This is a genomic window from Arthrobacter sp. J156 (assembly GCF_056172865.1).
Genome location: NZ_CM149650.1, coordinates 518104 through 535123, shown reverse-complemented (window position 1 = coordinate 535123; position 17020 = coordinate 518104). Strand labels below are relative to the sequence as shown.

General features: G+C 71.2%; 13 protein-coding genes and 1 tRNA gene. 2 read left to right on the top strand and 12 right to left on the bottom strand.

The window, feature by feature from the left end; all coding sequences use genetic code 11:
• Positions 1-13: 13 nt before the first annotated feature.
• Together AC0QR5_RS02530 and AC0QR5_RS02525 are read right to left on the bottom strand one after the other, a co-directional pair.
• A complete protein-coding gene (locus AC0QR5_RS02530) occupies positions 14-241 on the bottom strand; it encodes a hypothetical protein (protein WP_329860057.1) in 228 nt (75 codons plus the stop codon).
• Complete coding sequence (locus tag AC0QR5_RS02525; protein ID WP_329860111.1) at positions 238-1437, bottom strand: inorganic phosphate transporter; 1200 nt, start codon at positions 1435-1437, stop codon at positions 238-240. Before AC0QR5_RS02525 ends, AC0QR5_RS02530 begins: the two co-directional genes overlap by 4 nt.
• Before the next feature lie 147 nt (positions 1438-1584).
• Here AC0QR5_RS02525 and AC0QR5_RS02520 point away from each other — a divergent pair, with 147 nt between their 5' ends.
• Positions 1585-2208, top strand: a complete 624-nt coding sequence (locus AC0QR5_RS02520) for an L-threonylcarbamoyladenylate synthase (RefSeq protein ID WP_329860056.1) — start codon at positions 1585-1587, stop codon at positions 2206-2208.
• 176 nt (positions 2209-2384) lie between these two features.
• Here the strand turns inward: AC0QR5_RS02520 and AC0QR5_RS02515 are convergent.
• Positions 2385-2469, bottom strand: a tRNA-Leu gene (locus AC0QR5_RS02515).
• Positions 2470-2632: 163 nt separating this feature from the next.
• Between AC0QR5_RS02515 and AC0QR5_RS02510 the strand changes: the two genes are divergently transcribed.
• Positions 2633-3259, top strand: a complete 627-nt coding sequence (locus AC0QR5_RS02510) for an ANTAR domain-containing response regulator (protein WP_329860054.1) — start codon at positions 2633-2635, stop codon at positions 3257-3259.
• An 87-nt stretch (positions 3260-3346) separates the two neighbouring features.
• Here the strand turns inward: AC0QR5_RS02510 and pyk are convergent, their stop codons facing one another.
• From pyk to AC0QR5_RS02465, 9 genes are all read right to left on the bottom strand, one after another.
• On the bottom strand, positions 3347-4876 hold the full coding sequence (gene pyk, locus AC0QR5_RS02505; protein WP_329860053.1) for a pyruvate kinase: 1530 nt from the start codon (positions 4874-4876) through the stop codon (positions 3347-3349).
• Positions 4877-4935: 59 nt separating this feature from the next.
• Positions 4936-6393 carry a glutamate synthase subunit beta gene (locus AC0QR5_RS02500; RefSeq protein WP_329860051.1) on the bottom strand — a complete coding sequence of 486 codons (1458 nt, stop codon included), beginning with the start codon at positions 6391-6393 and terminating at the stop codon, positions 4936-4938.
• Positions 6386-10990, bottom strand: a complete 4605-nt coding sequence (gltB, locus tag AC0QR5_RS02495) for a glutamate synthase large subunit (RefSeq protein ID WP_329860049.1) — start codon at positions 10988-10990, stop codon at positions 6386-6388. Before gltB ends, AC0QR5_RS02500 begins: the two co-directional genes overlap by 8 nt.
• A 395-nt stretch (positions 10991-11385) precedes the next feature.
• Positions 11386-12204, bottom strand: a complete 819-nt coding sequence (gene trpA / locus AC0QR5_RS02490) for a tryptophan synthase subunit alpha (RefSeq protein ID WP_329860048.1) — start codon at positions 12202-12204, stop codon at positions 11386-11388.
• A gap of 2 nt (positions 12205-12206) precedes the next feature.
• Positions 12207-13505, bottom strand: coding sequence for a tryptophan synthase subunit beta (gene trpB, locus AC0QR5_RS02485; protein WP_329860047.1), 1299 nt, complete (start codon positions 13503-13505; stop codon positions 12207-12209).
• A 66-nt stretch (positions 13506-13571) separates the two neighbouring features.
• Positions 13572-14399, bottom strand: a complete 828-nt coding sequence (gene trpC / locus AC0QR5_RS02480) for an indole-3-glycerol phosphate synthase TrpC (RefSeq protein WP_329860046.1) — start codon at positions 14397-14399, stop codon at positions 13572-13574.
• 2 nt (positions 14400-14401) lie between these two features.
• Entirely contained in the window at positions 14402-14671 is a 270-nt protein-coding gene (locus AC0QR5_RS02475) for a DUF6704 family protein (protein ID WP_329860045.1), read from the bottom strand.
• 116 nt (positions 14672-14787) lie between these two features.
• Positions 14788-15435 (bottom strand): Trp biosynthesis-associated membrane protein, encoded by a 648-nt coding sequence (locus AC0QR5_RS02470; RefSeq protein WP_329860043.1) that lies wholly within the window; start codon positions 15433-15435, stop codon positions 14788-14790.
• Positions 15435-16985: an anthranilate synthase component I gene (locus tag AC0QR5_RS02465; RefSeq protein WP_329860041.1), complete on the bottom strand. Its 1551-nt coding sequence runs from the start codon at positions 16983-16985 to the stop codon at positions 15435-15437. Before AC0QR5_RS02465 ends, AC0QR5_RS02470 begins: the two co-directional genes overlap by 1 nt.
• Positions 16986-17020 lie beyond the last annotated feature (35 nt).

Here is a 17020-nt window from a genome sequence, read left to right as displayed (position 1 = left end):
CCGGCGCAGGGGTTCAGCTGCCGCCGAGCGCGGGGATGATCAGGTAGATGCCGAAGAGCACCACGGCGAGGCACAACGCGAAGCACCCGTACGCGCCGGCGCGGGCCGGGACGGCGGTGCGCCCGCCGTCGTCCGCGACGGCCATGAGGCGCACGCCGAAGGAATACAGGCCCACGAGGACCAGGGCCGAGAGCCAGGTCGTTCCCGCGACGATGAGGAACGCGTCCCAGTGGATGGTCACTTGGCTGCCTCCTTCGCGGCGCGCGCGAGGCGCCGACGGTGCTTCTTGCTGGGGATCGCGACGGCGGCGCCCGCCTCGTCGACGTCGCTGATGGCGTTGTGGTGGCCGACGACGTTGCGCCGGGACAGGATCCACATGGCCAGCAGCGCGCCGACGCCGATCGCCGTGACGGCCACGAGCCCGCCGACGCCCCAGTGGGCCATGAGGGCGGCGGCGGCGCCCACGGCCGCCGCGCAGGGCAGCGTGAAGAGCCAGCCGACGGCGATGCGGCCGGCGGTGCCCCAGCGGACCTCCGCACCCTTGCGGCCGAGGCCCGAGCCGATCACGGAGCCGGACGCGACCTGCGTGGTCGAGAGGGCGAAGCCGAGGTGCGAGGACGCCAGGATCGCGGCGGCCGTGCTGGACTCGGCGGCGAAGCCCTGGGCGGGCTTGACCTCGGTCAGCCCCGAGCCCATGGTGCGGATGATGCGCCAACCGCCGGCGTACGTGCCGAGGGCGATCGCGAGGGCGCACGAGGCGACGACCCAGAACACGGGGCCGCTGCCCGCCGCCTGGAAGCCGCCCGCGATGAGGGCCAGCGTGATGACGCCCATCGTCTTCTGCGCGTCGTTGGTGCCGTGGGCGAGTGCGACGAGCGATGAGGAGAAGATCTGGCCGTAGCGGAAGCCGCCGCGCTTCGGGGAGGACACGCCGCTCGGGCGGCGCGTGAGAGCGTAGGCCAGGCGTGTGCAGAGGAAGGCCGAGGTGCCCGCGATGACGGGGGCGAGGACTGCGGGCAGCAGGACCTTGGACATCAGGACGCCGTAGTCGATCGCCCCGAGGCCGGCGCCGACCACGGCCGCGCCGATGAGCCCGCCGAAGAGGGCGTGGGAGGAGCTCGACGGCAGGCCCAGGAGCCACGTCATCACGTTCCACAGCACGGCGCCCATGAGGCCCGCGTAGATCATCTCGGGGGAGATCTGGATGCCGCCCTCACCTTCGCGGATGAGCCCGCCGGAGATGGTCTTCGCGACCTCCGTCGACAGGAACGCCCCGATGAGGTTGAGCACCGCTGCGAGGGCGACGGCGGCCTTCGGCTTGATCGCGCCCGTGGCGATGGGCGTGGCCATCGCGTTGGCCGTGTCGTGGAAGCCGTTGGTGAAGTCGAAGAACAGGGCGAGCGCGATGACGAGGACGACGATGAGCGTCAGGTCCATCTGGAAACGGATCAGAACGGGGGCGGCCCACGCATTGTTCATGAAGAGTTCATGGCATGTACATCTCGGGCCGGGTTACATCCTAGGGACAAGGTCATCGGCATCCAACCGCGTGCGCGATCGGCCGCCGCGACGTACGCTCGGGACATGGCACGATTCGTTGAAGTCCACCCCGAGGACCCGCAGCCGCGCGCGGTCTCCCAGCTCGGGGCGATGCTCCGCGACGGCGGCCTCATCGCCTACCCCACGGACTCCTGCTACGCGCTGGGGGCCCAGTTGGGCAACCGCGAGGCCCTGGACCGCATCCGCTCCATCCGCCAGCTCAACGACAAGCACCACTTCACGCTCGTCTGCCGGGACTTCGCACAGCTGGGACAGTTCGTCCACATCGACAACCGCGTCTTCCGCAGCATCAAGGCGGCGACGCCCGGCAGCTACACGTTCATCCTGCCCGCGACTCCGGAGGTCCCGCGCCGGCTCATGCACCCGAAGAAGAAGACGGTCGGCGTGCGGATGCCGGACCACCGCGTGGTGCGGGCCCTCCTCGACGAGCTCGGCGAGCCCATCCTCTCCAGCACGCTGCTCCTGCCGGGAGACGAGGCGCCCCCGACGGACGGCTGGGAGATCAAGGAACGGCTGGACCACCTCGTGGATGCCGTCGTCGACTCGGGCGAGTGCGGGACGGAGCCGACGACGGTCGTGGACTTCTCGAGCGGCGTCGCCGAGGTCGTCCGCGTCGGCCAGGGGGATCCCTCGCGCTTCGAGGACTGAGTCGTCAGGCCGACCGAGTGACCGTCACGCTCCCGGATGGGCGCGATGGCTGGCGCTTCTTCCCAGGTCCCGGCCCGCACGCCTTCGGGAACGCGGCGTGTCGCGCCGACACGCCGCGTCAAGGCGGCAGGACCTGGGAACTCGTCCAAGCGCCCCCGATGTCACTGGGGATCGCATGGTGCCCGAGGTGGGACTCGAACCCACACGCCTTTCGGCGCCGCATTTTGAGTGCGGTGCGTCTGCCAATTCCGCCACTCGGGCTACTGCCCCACCGCCCGGAGCCGGATTCCGGGCCACTGGGGGCTTTCGGGAAGATCACGGACACGGGGTGCGGTAAACAACTCTACATGCCGATAGGCTTGGGTCAGAATCCCCGACAGCACAAGGCCCGCGGAGCGTTCCCGGGCGCCAAGGAGCATGCCGCATGTCCGAAGAAACGACGCAGCCCACCCCCACCCCTCCCGCATCCCAGGCCCCCGCACCGGCCCGCCGCGTCGTCGTGGCCGAGGACGAGACCCTCATCCGCCTCGACATCGTCGAGATCCTCCAGGGCGAGGGATACGAAGTCGTCGCCGAGGCCGACAACGGCCAGAAGGCCGTCGACCTGGTCCGCGAGCACCGCCCCGACCTGGTCCTGATGGACGTCAAGATGCCCGTCATGGACGGGATCACCGCGGCCGAGGCCATCGTGAAGGAGCGCATCGCCCCCGTGGTCCTGCTCACGGCGTTCAGCCAGAAGGAGCTCGTCGAGCGGGCCCGCGAGGCCGGGGCGATGGCCTATGTCGTCAAGCCCTTTACCCCGAACGACCTGGTCCCGGCCATCGAGATCGCGATGTCCCGGCACGAGGAGATCATCGCGCTCGAGAAGGAGGTCGGCAACCTCCAGGAGCAGTTCGAGACCCGCAAGCTCGTCGAGCGGGCCAAGAGCGTCCTGACGACGAAGATGGGGCTGAGCGAGCCCGAGGCGTTCCGCTGGATCCAGAAGACGTCGATGGACCGGCGCCTGAGCATGCGCGAGGTCGCCGAGACCATCATCGCGCAGGTCAAGTAGCACGCCGCGGGCTCCGCGCCCGCGACACGAGGAAGGCCCCCGGCGTTCGCCGGGGGTCTTCCTCGTGTCGGCCCGGAGGCCGCGCGGCTAGTCCTCGCCGCGCATGCGGGCGATCATGTCGCCAAGCGCCTGCTCCTTGGTCCGCCACGGGCCGATCTTCTCGCGCTCGGGCGTGGCCTGGCCGTTGAGCAGCTGGCCGGCGTCCGCGACGTCGCCGACGCGGTGCACGCGCAGCGAGTTCGTCGATCCCGCCTGCCCGGGAGGCGAGCCGGCCGCGATGCAGACGAGGTCGTTCACCTGGGCCAGGCCGTCGCGCTGGAGCGCGTCGTCGACCTGGGCGGTCATCTTGTCCGTGTGGTCGGCGAAGTCGACGAGCCGCGGCTGGACGCCCCAGATCAGGGTCATGATGTTGTAGGTGTGCTTGAGCGGCGTGAAGCCGAGAACGGGCTGCTGCGGGCGCAGGCGGGACAGGCGCCGGGCCGAGTCGCCGGACTGGGTGAACGCGACGATGAACTTGGCATCGAGCTGGGTCGCGATCTCCACGGCCGCACGGGTGATCGCCCCGCCACGCGTCCTGGGCTTCGTGCCCAGCGGCGGGATCCGGTCCAGGCCGTGGTCCTCCGTCGCCTCGATGATGCGGGCCATCGTCTCGATCGTCTGGATCGGGTAGGCGCCGACGCTCGTCTCGCCGGAGAGCATGACCGCGTCGGCGCCGTCGAGGACGGCGTTGGCGCAGTCGCTCGCCTCGGCGCGCGTCGGGGTGGGGCTCTCGATCATGGATTCGAGCACCTGGGTCGCCACGATGACCGGCTTCGCCCAACGGCGGGCCAGCTCGACGGCGCGCTTCTGGACGAGCGGGACCTCCTCGAGCGGGAGCTCGACCCCGAGGTCCCCGCGGGCCACCATGATGGCGTCGAACGCGTCGATGATCTCCTCGAGCGCGTCCACGGCCTGCGGCTTCTCGACCTTGGCGATGACGGGCAGGCGGAGCCCCTCCTCGTCCATGATCTCGTGGACGCGGTCGATGTCGGCGGCGTTGCGCACGAACGAGAGGGCCACCATGTCGACGCCGGCGCGGATGGCCCAGCGGAGGTCCTCCTCGTCCTTGTCGCTCAGCGCGGGGACGTTCACGGCCACGCCCGGGAGGTTGATGCCCTTGTTGTTGGACACCTCTCCCCCGACGACGACCTCAGTGACGACCTTGACGTCGTCGACCTCCACGGCGCGCAGGACCACGCGGCCGTCGTTGACGAGCAGCCGGTCACCCGGCTGGACATCCTGGGGAAGGCCCTTGAACGTGGTGGAGCAGATGTCCTTGGTACCCGGGATGTCCTCGATGGTGATCGTGAACTCGTCGCCGGCCGCCAGCAGGTGCGGGCCGTCCTGGAACCGGCCCAGCCGGATCTTGGGGCCCTGCAGGTCGGCGAACACGCCGACCGGCCGGCCGAGCTCCTCGGAGGCCTGGCGGACATTGGCCAGGTTCTCCGCATGGGTCGAGTACTCGCCGTGGCTCATGTTGAGCCGGGCGACGTCGACACCCGCCTTCAGTGCCTGAAGGGTCAGCTCGTAGGTGCCGATCGCCGGTCCGAACGTCGCAACAATCTTGGCGCGTCTCATTTTCCTCAGCCTCTCCGCTTTACTTCGTCAGGTGCCGGGGGCGCCATGCGGCGCCCCCGTCAGAGCATGCTGATGGACTGGTCGGTCGGCGCCACGGGAGCGGGGAGCCGGGTGTCGCCCATCAGGTACTTGTCCACCGCCGCGGCGCACGCGCGCCCTTCGGCAATGGCCCACACGATCAGCGACTGTCCGCGGCCGGCGTCGCCGGCGACGAACACGCCGGGCGTGTTGGTCATGTAGTAACCGTCACGGGCGACGTTGCCCCGGTCGTCAAACTCGGTGCCGGCCTGTTCGCCGAGCCCCGCGGGCTCGGGCCCGGTGAAACCGAGGGCCAGGAGGACGAGGTCGGCGGGAATGGTCCGTTCGGTACCGGCCTTCGGGAGCCGCTTGCCGTCCACGAACTCGGTCTCCGCGACCGTGATCCCGGTCACTCGACCGTCCTCGCCAACAAACTCTACCGTAGACGCGAGGTAAGTGCGCTCACCGCCCTCCTCATGGGCGCTCGCGACCTCGAAAAGGGTCGGGAACATCGGCCACGGCTGGTGGCCGGGGCGCTCGGTCGGCGGCTGCTTGCCGATGGCGAGCGTCGTCACCGAGGCCGCCTGATGGCGGTGGGCGGTGCCGATGCAGTCGGCGCCGGTGTCGCCGCCGCCGAGGATGACCACGTGCTTGCCGCGGGCGTCGATCTGCCCGGGCACCTCCTCGCCGGCCACGACGCGATTGGCCTGGACGAGGTACTCCATGGCGAAGTGGACGCCGTCGAGCTCCCGCCCGGCGATCGGCAGGTCGCGGGGCACGCTCGCCCCGGTCGCCACCACGACGGCGTCGTAGCGCCGGCGCAGCTGGTCCCAGGAGATGTCCTTGCCGAGCTCCACGTTGGTCCGGAAGCGCGTCCCCTCGGCCGCCATCTGGGCCAGGCGGCGGTCCAGGACGGACTTCTCCATCTTGAAGTCCGGGATCCCGTAGCGCAGCAGGCCGCCGATCGCGTCGTCCCGTTCGTAGACCGCCACGGTGTGCCCCGCGCGGGTCAGCTGCTGGGCGGCGGCCAGGCCCGCGGGTCCGGAGCCGACGACGGCGATCGTCTGGTCGGTGTGCCGCTGGGGCAGCACCGGGACCACGACCCCGTCGTCGAACGCCTGATCGGCGATCGAGACCTCGACCTGCTTGATCGTCACGGCGGGCTGGTTGATGCCCAGCACGCACGAGGACTCGCACGGCGCCGGGCACAGGCGCCCCGTGAACTCGGGGAAGTTGTTCGTCGCGTGCAGCCGCTCGCTCGCCTGGTCCATGCGGCCCCGCCAGACGAGGTCGTTCCACTCGGGGATGAGGTTCCCGAGCGGACAGCCCTGGTGGCAGAACGGAACGCCGCAGTCCATGCAGCGCCCGGCCTGGGCGTTCAGGGTTCCGGCTTCCTGGCGCTCGTAGACCTCCTTCCAGTCCATGATCCGCACCGGCACGGGCCGGCGGGGCTGGGTCTGGCGTTCGCGTACCTTCAAGAATCCACGCGGATCAGCCACGGGTTGCCTCCAAAATCCGGTTCCAGACGGCCTCGCCGTCGGGATCGAGTCCTTCCGCCTCCGCGGCGGCCCGTGCCTGGAGCACGGCCGCGTAGTCGCGGGGCATGACCTGGGTGATGCGCGCGACGGTGTCCTGGAAGTCGAGCAGGAGCGTCGCGGCGAGCGTCGATCCCGTCTCCTCGGCGTGCTGCGAGAGCAGCCGCCGCACCGTCTCCACGTCCTCGCCCGGCACGGGCTGCAGCGTGAGCTCGCCGGCGTCGAGGGCCTGCTTGTTCACGAGCGCGCGGTCCAGGTCGAGCACGTAGGCGGTGCCGCCGGACATGCCGGCACCGAAGTTGCGCCCGGTGGTGCCGAGCACCAGCACCGTGCCGCCCGTCATGTACTCGCAGCCGTGGTCGCCGATCCCCTCGGCGACGGCGGTCGCGCCGGAGTTGCGGACCATGAACCGCTCCCCCACGATCCCGCGCAGGAACAGCTCGCCGCTCGTGGCGCCGTAGCCGATCACGTTGCCGGCGATGACGTTGCGCTCGGCGACGAAGGTGCTCGCCCGGTCCGGGCGGACCACGACGCGTCCTCCCGAGAGGCCCTTGCCGACGTAGTCGTTGGCGTCGCCGAACAGACGCAGCGTGATGCCGGCCGGCAGGAAGGCGCCGAGCGACTGGCCGGCCTCGCCCGAGAGGGTGACGTCGATCGTGTCGGTCGCGAGGACCTCCGTGCCGAAGCGCCGGGTGACCTCGTGGCCGAGCATGGTGCCCACGGAGCGGTCGGTGTTCACGACGTCGAGGCTGATCCGCACCGGCTGGCGCCGCTCGAGCGCGTCGGCGCTGAGCTCGATGAGCTGGTTGTCGAAGTGCAGGTCCAGCTCGTGGTTCTGGCCCGTCAGGTTCCGCACGGGCGAGGAATCGTCCTCGTAGCCCGACAGGATGGGCTCCAGGTCCAGCCCCTCCGTCTTCCAGTGGTCGACGGCGGCGCGGCGGTCCAGCAGCTCGGAGTGGCCGATGGCCTCCTCGATGCTGCGGAATCCGAGCTCGGCGAGGATCTCCCGGACCTCCTCGGCAAGGAACTCGAAGAAGTTCACCACGAACTCCGGCTTGCCCGTGAACCGCTTGCGCAGCTCCGGGTTCTGCGTCGCGACGCCCACGGGACACGTGTCCAGGTGGCAGACGCGCATCATGATGCAGCCGGAGACGACGAGCGGCGCCGTGGCGAAGCCGTACTCCTCGGCGCCGAGGAGCGCCGCGATGACGACGTCCCGCCCGGTCTTGAGCTGGCCGTCGACCTGGACGACGACGCGGTCGCGCAGCCCGTTCAGGCGCAGCGTCTGCTGGGTCTCGGCGAGGCCGAGCTCCCACGGGGCGCCGGCGTGCTTGAGCGAGTTCAGCGGGGAGGCGCCGGTTCCGCCGTCGTGCCCCGAGACGAGGACGACGTCGGCCTTGGCCTTGGTCACGCCGGCCGCCACGGTGCCGATCCCGACCTCGGAGACGAGCTTGACGTGGACGCGGGCGCGGGGGTTGGAGCGCTTGGCGTCGTAGATCAGCTGGGCGAGGTCCTCGATCGAGTAGATGTCGTGGTGCGGCGGCGGCGAGATGAGGCCGACGCCGGGCGTCGAGTGCCGGGTCCGGGCCACCCACGGGTAGACCTTCTGGCTCATGAGCTGGCCGCCCTCGCCGGGCTTGGCGCCTTGGGCCATCTTGAGCTGGATGTCGTCTGCGTTCGTGAGGTAGAGGCTCGTGACGCCGAAGCGGCCGGAGGCGATCTGCTTGACCGCCGAGCGCCGCTCGGGATCCAGGAGCCGCTCGACGTCCTCGCCGCCCTCGCCCGTGTTCGACTTGCCGCCGAGGCGGTTCATCGCGATCGCGAGCGTCTCGTGGGCCTCCTGGGAGATCGAGCCGTAGCTCATCGCGCCGGTGGAGAAGCGCTTGACGATGGCCGAGACGGGCTCGACCTCGTCCAGCGGGACGGGCGCGCGGAGCCCGGACTTGAAGCCCAGCAGGCCGCGGAGCGTCATGAGGTCCCGCGCCTGGTCGTCGATGCCGCGGGTGTAGGCCTTGAAGATGTCATAGCGGCGCTCGCGCGTGGCGTGCTGCAGCCGGAAGACCGTCTCCGGGTTGAACAGGTGCGGCGGGCCCTCGCGCCGCCACTGGTACTCGCCGCCGATGTCCAGGATGCGGTGTGGTTCGTCGTTGCCGTCGCCGGGGTAGGCGCCGGCATGGCGTTCGGCCGCCTCCTTCGCGACGACGTCGAGGCCGACGCCGCCCATCTGGGACATGGTGCCCGTGAAGTACTGGTCGACGAGCTGCTGGGACAGGCCGAGGGCCTCGAAGGTCTGCGCGCCGCAGTAGGAGGAGACGGTGGAGATGCCCATCTTGGACATGATCTTCAACACGCCCTTGCCGAGCCCCTTGATGAGGTTGTACTGCGCCTGCGGGGCCGTGACCCCGCCGAGCTCGCCGTTGTTCGCCATCTCCTCGACGGTCTCGAGGGCCAGGTACGGGTTGATCGCCGAGGCCCCGTAGCCGACGAGGACCGCCACGTGGTGGACCTCGCGCACGTCGCCGGCCTCGACGACGAGCGAGGTCTTGGTGCGGTTGGCGCTCTTGAGCAGGTGGTGGTGCACGGCGCTCGTGAGCAGAAGCGACGGGATGGGCGCCCACTGGGCGTTCGAGTCGCGGTCGGAGAGGACGACGTACTGGACTCCCCGGTTGATCGCGGCCGAGACCTTCTCGCAGATCTCCTGCAGGCGGGCCTTCAGCTCGGCCTCACCGCCGGCGGGGCGGTAGAGGCCCCGCACCTTCAGGGCGGCCTTGGCGCCGTCCGGCGTGCGGATGTTGGCGATCTTCGCGAGCTCGTCGTTGGTGATCACCGGGAAGTCCAGGGACACGTGGCGCGTCTTGACCTGCCCCGGGTCCAGGAGGTTCCCGTCGGGGCCGATCGAGGTCTTCATGCTCGTCACGAGCTCCTCGCGGATCGCGTCCAGGGGCGGGTTGGTCACTTGGGCGAACGATTGCGTGAAGTAGTCGAAGAGCAGCCGCGGGCGCTTCGAGAGCACCGCGATCGGCGTGTCCGAACCCATGGCTCCGAGCGGCTCGGCGCCCGTGCGGGCCATCGGGTTCAGGAGGATGCGCAGCTCCTCCTCGGTGTAGCCGAACGTCTTCTGGCGCAGCTGCACGGAGGAGGAGTTGTGTACGACGTGCTCGCGCTCGGGCAGGTCGGCGAGGTCGATGAGGTTTTCGCGCACCCACGCTTCCCAGGGCCGGGAGCGGGCGATGTCGGCCTTGATCTCGCTGTCTTCGACGATCCGGCCGGCTTCGGTGTCGACGAGGAACATCTTGCCCGGGGAGACGCGGCCCTTGCGGACGATCTTCTCCGGGGCGATCTCGACGACGCCGACCTCCGAGGCGAGGACGACGAGGCCGTCGTCGGTGACCCAGTAGCGGGCCGGGCGCAGGCCGTTGCGGTCCAGGACCGCGCCGACGAGCCGGCCGTCGGTGAAGGACACGGCCGCCGGCCCGTCCCACGGCTCCATGAGCATGGAGTGGTACTGGTAGAACGCCCGCCGCGCGGGGTCCATGGAGTCCTGGTTCTCCCAGGCCTCCGGGATCATCATCATGACCGCGTGCGTGATGGGCCGGCCCGAGAGCATGAGCAGCTCGGCGACCTCGTCGAAGGAGGCGGAATCGGAGGCCCCGGGCGTGCAGATCGGGAAGAGCTCCTCGGGCACCTCGCCCAGGATGTCCCCCGCGAGCTGGGACTGCCGGGCGCGCATCCAGTTGCGGTTGCCCTTGACCGTGTTGATCTCGCCGTTGTGGGCGATGGTCCGGAAGGGCTGCGCGAGCGGCCAGGACGGGAACGTGTTCGTGGAGAAGCGGGAGTGCACGATCCCGAGGCGGGTCTTGAAGCGGGCATCGGACAGGTCGGGGTAGAACGGCTCCAGCTGGGCCGTGGTCAGCATCCCCTTGTAGACGATGGTGCGCGAGGACAGCGACGGGAAGTAGACGCCGTGCTTGTTCTGGGCGCGCTTGCGCAGGCGGAAGGCACGGGCGTCGAGGTCGGTGGCCGCGGAGTCGGCCGGGGCGACGAAGAGCTGGACGAAGCGGGGCATGCAGGCCCGGGCCATGGCTCCGACGATGGAGGCCTCGACGGGGACCTCGCGCCAGCCGAGGACCGTCAGGCCCTCCTGGCCGGCCAGGTCCTCGATGCCTTCGCGGGCGGACGCCTCGATCGAGGGCTCGTCGGGCAGGAAGGCCGTGCCGACGGCGTACGCGCCGGCCTCGGGCAGGGTGAAGTCGACGACGGCGCGGAAGAACTCGTCGGGGATCTGGGTGAGCAGTCCGGCCCCATCGCCGGTGCCCTCGTCCGCACCGACGGCGCCGCGGTGCTCCAGGTTGCGCAGGGCGGTCAGCGCGGCGTCGACGATGTCGTGGCCGGGTTCCTTGCGCAGGGTCGCGATGACGGCGAGGCCGCACGCGTCCTTCTCGTTCTCGGGGTGGTAGAGGCCCGAGGCCTCCGGGATGTTCGCAAACCGGGTGAATGGCGAGACCGGGGCCCCGCCTAGAGTGCGCGAGGCGCTGTACTGGTTCCCTGTGTTGTGGTTCATGGTGTCCTTTCTCCGTGGGAAGCAGGTCGACCGCTGGTGCGGTGCACAGTGTTCGGAGGGGACTGCATTGGCCCCGGGGGCCGACGGCGGCCGTGGTGGCCGGCCGGACCCTGATGAGTCGGGAGGGGGGCGATGTCGGGCATCGCGCCGCCGTCCCGGCCGCGGTGGGCCGCCAGATGGTGGGGCGGTGTTCCACGAAACGGAAACCCACGTCGTTGTGGTGGCCGGCGCCCAGGCAGGTTGCCGCGGTACCGGCTTCTCCGGCGGAGGGGCGCCCCGAGGTGCTCGGGCGACCGCTCTACCGAAGTAGGGAGAGATTAGCATCCGCGGAGCGGCGCTCCCCAGACCGCGCCGGATTTTTACGGGCGTCCGCGGCCCTGCCGGGCACCGGGATCTCAGGCCACGGCGCGGCCGCTGAGCTCGGCGGTCAGGCGTGCGACGGCGTCGACTCCCCCGTCACGGAGGGCGGCCACGAGCGCGGTCCCGACGATGACCCCGTCGGCGTATGCGCCGATCTCGCGCACGTGCGCGGCGGCGGAGACGCCGAGCCCGACGCACGCCCGCTCGGCACCGGCGGCATGTGCGGCCTCGACGACGGCCTCGGCGGCGCTCGAGACGCTGTCCCGCGCGCCGGTCACGCCCATGATGGAGACGCAGTAGACAAACCCGCGGCTCGCCTCGACGGTGGCCTTCATGCGCTCCGGCGTGGAACTGGGCGCCACGAGGAACACGCGGTCCAGTCCGTAGCGGTCCGAGGCCTCGAACCATTCGGCGGCCTCATCGGGAATCAGGTCGGGCGTGATGAGCCCGGCGCCCCCGGCCTCGGCGAGGCGGCGGGAGAACTCGTCCACGCCGAGCCGGAGGACGGGGTTCCAGTAGGTCATCACGAGCACGGCCGCGTCGCAGCGGGAGGTGATGCCCCGGACGATCTCGAAGACCTGGGCGACGCGGAAGCCGTCCGCGAGGGCCTGGACGGTGGCCGCCTGGATGACGTGCCCGTCCATGACGGGATCGGAATAGGGGATCCCGATCTCAATCACGTCGGCACCGTTCTCGGCCATCGCGACGGCGGCGTCGATCGTGGTCTGCACGTCCGGGAAACCGGCCGGGAGGTAGCAGATCAGCGCCGGTCGGCCAGCGGCCCTGGCCCGTTCGATCGCGGCCGCGGACTTGCTGGCGTGCGTGGCCGGCGCGGGGAGGATGGAGTCCGTCATGGCTAGGCCTGCCCTTCGGCGTTCTCGATGAGGTTGAACCATTCGGCCGCCGTGCCGACGTCCTTGTCCCCGCGCCCCGAGAGGTTCACGAGGACGACGACGTCGCCCGGGTCCGCCGCGGACCCGGCCGCCCGGCGGCCCACCTTCAGCGCTCCGGCCAGGGCGTGGGCGGACTCGATCGCGGGGATGATCCCCTCGGTGCGGCACAGCAGGCTGAAGGCCTCCATGGCCTCCGTGTCGGTGATGGGCTCGTACTTCACCCGGCCGATGTCGTGGAGGTAGGAGTGCTCGGGCCCGACGCCGGGGTAGTCGAGCCCGGCCGAGATCGAATGGGATTCGATGGTCTGGCCGTCCTCGTCCTGCATGAGGTAGCTCCGCGCCCCGTGCAGCACGCCGGGCCGGCCGAGCGTGATGGTCGCCGCGTGGCGGCCCGTGTCGACGCCGTCGCCTCCGGCCTCGAAGCCGTACAGCTCGACGGAGGGGTCGTCGAGGAACCCGTGGAAGATGCCGATCGCGTTCGAGCCTCCGCCGATGCAGGCGCAGACGGCGTCCGGGAGCCGGCCCGTCTGGGCCAGGACCTGCTCGCGGGCCTCGTCCCCGATGACCTCGTGGAAGTACCGCACGAGCGCCGGGAACGGGTGCGCACCCGCGGCCGTGCCCAGGAGGTAGTGCGTCGTGTCGACGTTGGTGACCCAGTCCCGCAGCGCCTCGTTGATGGCGTCCTTGAGGGTCTGGGACCCCGCGGTCACGGGGACCACCGAGGCCCCGAGGAGCTGCATGCGGGCGACGTTCAGGGCCTGTCGGCGCGTGTCCTCCGCGCCCATGTACACCACGCACTCGAGGCCCAGGAGGGCGGCGGCCGTGGCGCTGGCCACGCCGTGCTGGCCGGCGCCCGTCTCGGCGATGATGCGGGTCTTGCCCATGCGCTTGGCCAGGAGGGCCTGGCCGAGGACGTTGTTGATCTTGTGGCTGCCGGTGTGGTTCAGGTCCTCCCGCTTGAGGAAGACGCGCACTCCGCCCGCATGCGCGGAGAAGCGCTTGGCCTCGGTCAGCAGCGACGGGCGCCCGGAGTAGTTCTTGTTGAGCTCGCGCACCTGCTCGATGAACTCCGGATCGGCCTTGGCCTTCTCGAAGGTGTCCTGGAGCTCGTCGAGCGCGGCGATGAGCGACTCGGGCATCCACCGGCCGCCGTAGTCGCCGAAGTACGGGCCGGGCGCGTGGCGCAGCCCGGGCCCGGCGAGGAACGCCTCCGCGTCCGGTGCGGGGCCGTCTCCCGCGGGCTGTTCTGCGCTGTGGCTCATGGTGGCCGTCCTTCGTCTCGGTGGTGCTGGGGCTGCGGGCTCCGGTCCGCTCAGGACCGGTTCCGCTCAGGCTGTTCGGGCGGGGCGCGCCGCGGTCCCGGCTGCGATGAACGCCGCGACGGCTTCGCGCGGCTCCCGGTCCTTGACCAGGGCCTCGCCGACCAGGACGGCGTCGGCCCCCTGGGCGGCATAGCCGGCGACGTCGGCGGCGTCGCGGACGCCGGACTCGGCGACGATCACGGCCTCGGACGGGATCGAGGCGGCGAGCCGGGCGAAGGTGGAGCGGTCGACGTCGAGGGTCTTGAGGTTGCGCACGTTGACGCCGATGATCCTGGCGCCGGCGGCGACGGCCCGCTGGACCTCCTCCTCGGTGTGGGTCTCGACGAGGGCCTCCATCCCGAGCGTCCGGGCGAGGTCCAGGAGGCGGGCCAGCCCGGCGTCGTCGAGGGCGGCGACGATGAGCAGGACGAGGTCGGCCCCGTGGGCGCGCGCTTCCCAGACCTGGTACTCGTCGACGATGAAGTCCTTGCGCAGCAGCGGCGTGACGACGGCGGCCCGCACGGCATCGAAGTCGGCGAGTGATCCGCCGAAGCGCCGTTCCTCGGTGAGGACGGAGATGACGGAGGCGCCGCCCGCCGCATAGTCGGCCGCGAGCACGGCGGGTTCGGGGATGTCGGCGAGCGCGCCCTTGGACGGGCTCTTGCGCTTGACCTCGGCGACGACCCTCAGCCTGTTGTCCCGTTCGGCGGGCGATCCGCCGCCGAGGGCCGCGTAGGCATCGTGGGCCGCGGGTGCGTCGAGGGCGCGCTGCTTCAGCTCCTCGAGCGCGATCTCCGCACGGCGGCGCTCGAGATCTTCACGGACACCCTCGATGATCTGATCGAGGACGCTCACGCCTAGTGTCCGTTGTTCTTGGACTTGCTGCCGCCGACGCCGTAGCCGGCCTTCTTCAGCACGCCGCCGAGGACGAGTCCCACGGGGATGAGGGCGACGCCGACGGCGAGCACCGGGATCAGGGTCAGGGCGAAACCGAGGCAGGCGATGACGCTGCCGACCATCATGACGCCCACGGTGGCCCATGCGGCGACGCTGTTGCCGTGGCCGACCGGTTCGGCGTGCATCGGATCGACGCCTTCGGGGGTCTGGACGGTGGCGTTCGTGGCCATGGCTCTGGTACTCCTCATCGCAGTGCTGGCGGGGCGCTGCCCCGGTGGATCGTGATCCATTCTGCCATGGAGCGGCGGGGACGCGGGCCATGTTGCGCCCGTGGAAGGGCCCCGGATCAGCGGGTCGGGTCCTCGCCCCGGGAGAGGCTGTCCCATCCGTCGATCTCGTCCAACGGTGCCGGTGCGGACCGGCCGCCCGGCTCGGCCGCCTGCGGGCCGTCGACGGCGTCCCCGGAACCGGTACCGGCCGGAACGGCGGCAGCGGCCGGGTCGTACTTGCGATCGGCGTTCCAGTGCCGGCCCACGACGACGAGGGCGACGGCGGCCGCCAGGACGCAGGCCCCTGCCACGGCGACGAGGACGGGCCACGCCGTCACCGCGTAGTCCCCGGGAACGGTGGCGGTGCCCGCCGCCTCGCCGACGACCCCCGCGGCGGCGCGCCGCGGATCGGCGAAGACGGTCGCCGCCGAGGCGGCGATGCCGATCCCGGCGACGGCCAGGAGCACGGCGATGACGATCCGGGCGACGCGGCCGGCAATCGCCGCGGCGACCGCCCCGGCGAGGGAGACCACCGCGAGGGCGGCGACAGCGGCAGCCGCCGAGGAACCCGGGACGTCGATGGGCGCGCGGACCACGGAACCCGCGGCGGGGAGGACCTGGATCCAGGTCTGCGTGGTCCCGGCGAGCGCGAGGCCCGCCCCGGCGATGGCGGCGAGGACGACGCCGCGGCGGCCCGGGCGGCGCCGGACGCCCTCGGCGGGCATCACGCCTCCTGCCGGGCCGCGGCCATGGTCCCGGCCGCCCAGACGGCGCGCAGCGGTGCCGCGGTCTTGTTCACGCTCTCCTGGGCCTCGGCGTCGAGCTGGGAGTCCGCCACGATCCCGCCCCCGGCCTGGACATAGGCCCGGCCGTCCTTGAGCAGGGCCGAGCGGATGGCGATCGCCAGGTCCATGTCCCCCGCGAAATCGAGGTAGCCGACCACGCCGCCGTAGATGCCCCTCCGGTGGGGTTCCATCTCGTCCAGCAGGCGCAGGGCGCGGGGCTTCGGCGCGCCGGACAGGGTCCCGGCCGGGAAGGTCGCGGCCAGGACGTCGTAGGCCGTGGCGTCCTCGGCGAGGTGCCCGACGACATTGGAGACGAGGTGCATGATGTGGCTGAAGCGCTCGACCTCCATGAACTGGCTCACCTCGACGGTCCCGGGGACGCAGACCTTGGACAGGTCGTTGCGGGAGAGGTCGACGAGCATGAGGTGCTCGGCCCGCTCCTTCTCGTCCTCCAGGAGGTCCTTCTCGAGCAGGACATCGGCCTCGAAGTCGCCCCCGCGGGGCCGCGACCCCGCGATCGGGTGCGTGACGACCTGGCGGCCGTCCACGGTCACGAGCGCCTCCGGCGAGGAGCCGACGATCGCGTAGGGGCGGCCGTCGTGGTCCTGCAGGTTGTAGAGGTACATGTAGGGGCTCGGATTCGTGGTGCGCAGGATCCGGTACACGTCCAGCGGGGAGGCGCCCGTCTCCAGCTCGAAGCGGCGCGAGACGACGACCTGGAAGACGTCGCCGTCCACGATCGCCTCCTTGCCGCGCAGGATGGCGGCCCGGTAGCCGTCCTCGTCCCAGCTGTGCGTGACGGAGTCCATGAGTTCCTGCGTGGGCACGTCGGTCCCGGAGAACGCGGCCAGATGGGCCCCGCGCGGGGCGCCGAGCTGCTCCAGCATGGCCTCGAGGCGCTCGACGGCGTGCGCGTAGGCCGCGTCGACACCCGTCGCCGCGCCGTCGTGGTTGATCGCGTTGGCGATGAGGGTCACGGTCCCGTCCGTGTTGTCGTGCACAGCCATGTCCCCGACGAGGTTCATGGCGAGCTCGGGCAGGCCCAGGTCGTCCAGCGGGGGGCTCGGCAGCTTCTCCCAATAGCGCACGCAGTCCCAGCCGATGAAGCCCACCATGCCGGAGGTCAGCGGCGGCAGGCCGGGCAGGGGTTCCGTCTTGAGGAAGGCGACCGTGTCCCGCAGGACGTCCACGACGCTGCCCCCTGTCGGGATGCCCGCGGGAGTCTCGCCGATCCAGTGCGCCCTGCCGTCCCGCGTCGTCAGCGTGGCCGGCGAATCGACGCCGATGAACGAGTGGCGGCTCCACACGCCGCCCGCCGCGGCGCTCTCCATGAGGAAGGTGCCGGGACGGCCCTGCGCGAGGCGGTTGTAGATCGCGATGGGCGTCAGCTCGTCGGCCAGGACGCGCAGCGTCACGGGGATCACGCGGCGGCCGGGGGCCAGGGCGCGGAACTCGTCGAGGGTGGGTCCTACGACCCCAAGCTGGTGCATGCTGTGGCGCTCTCCGTGGTGCGGTTGCAGGTGGT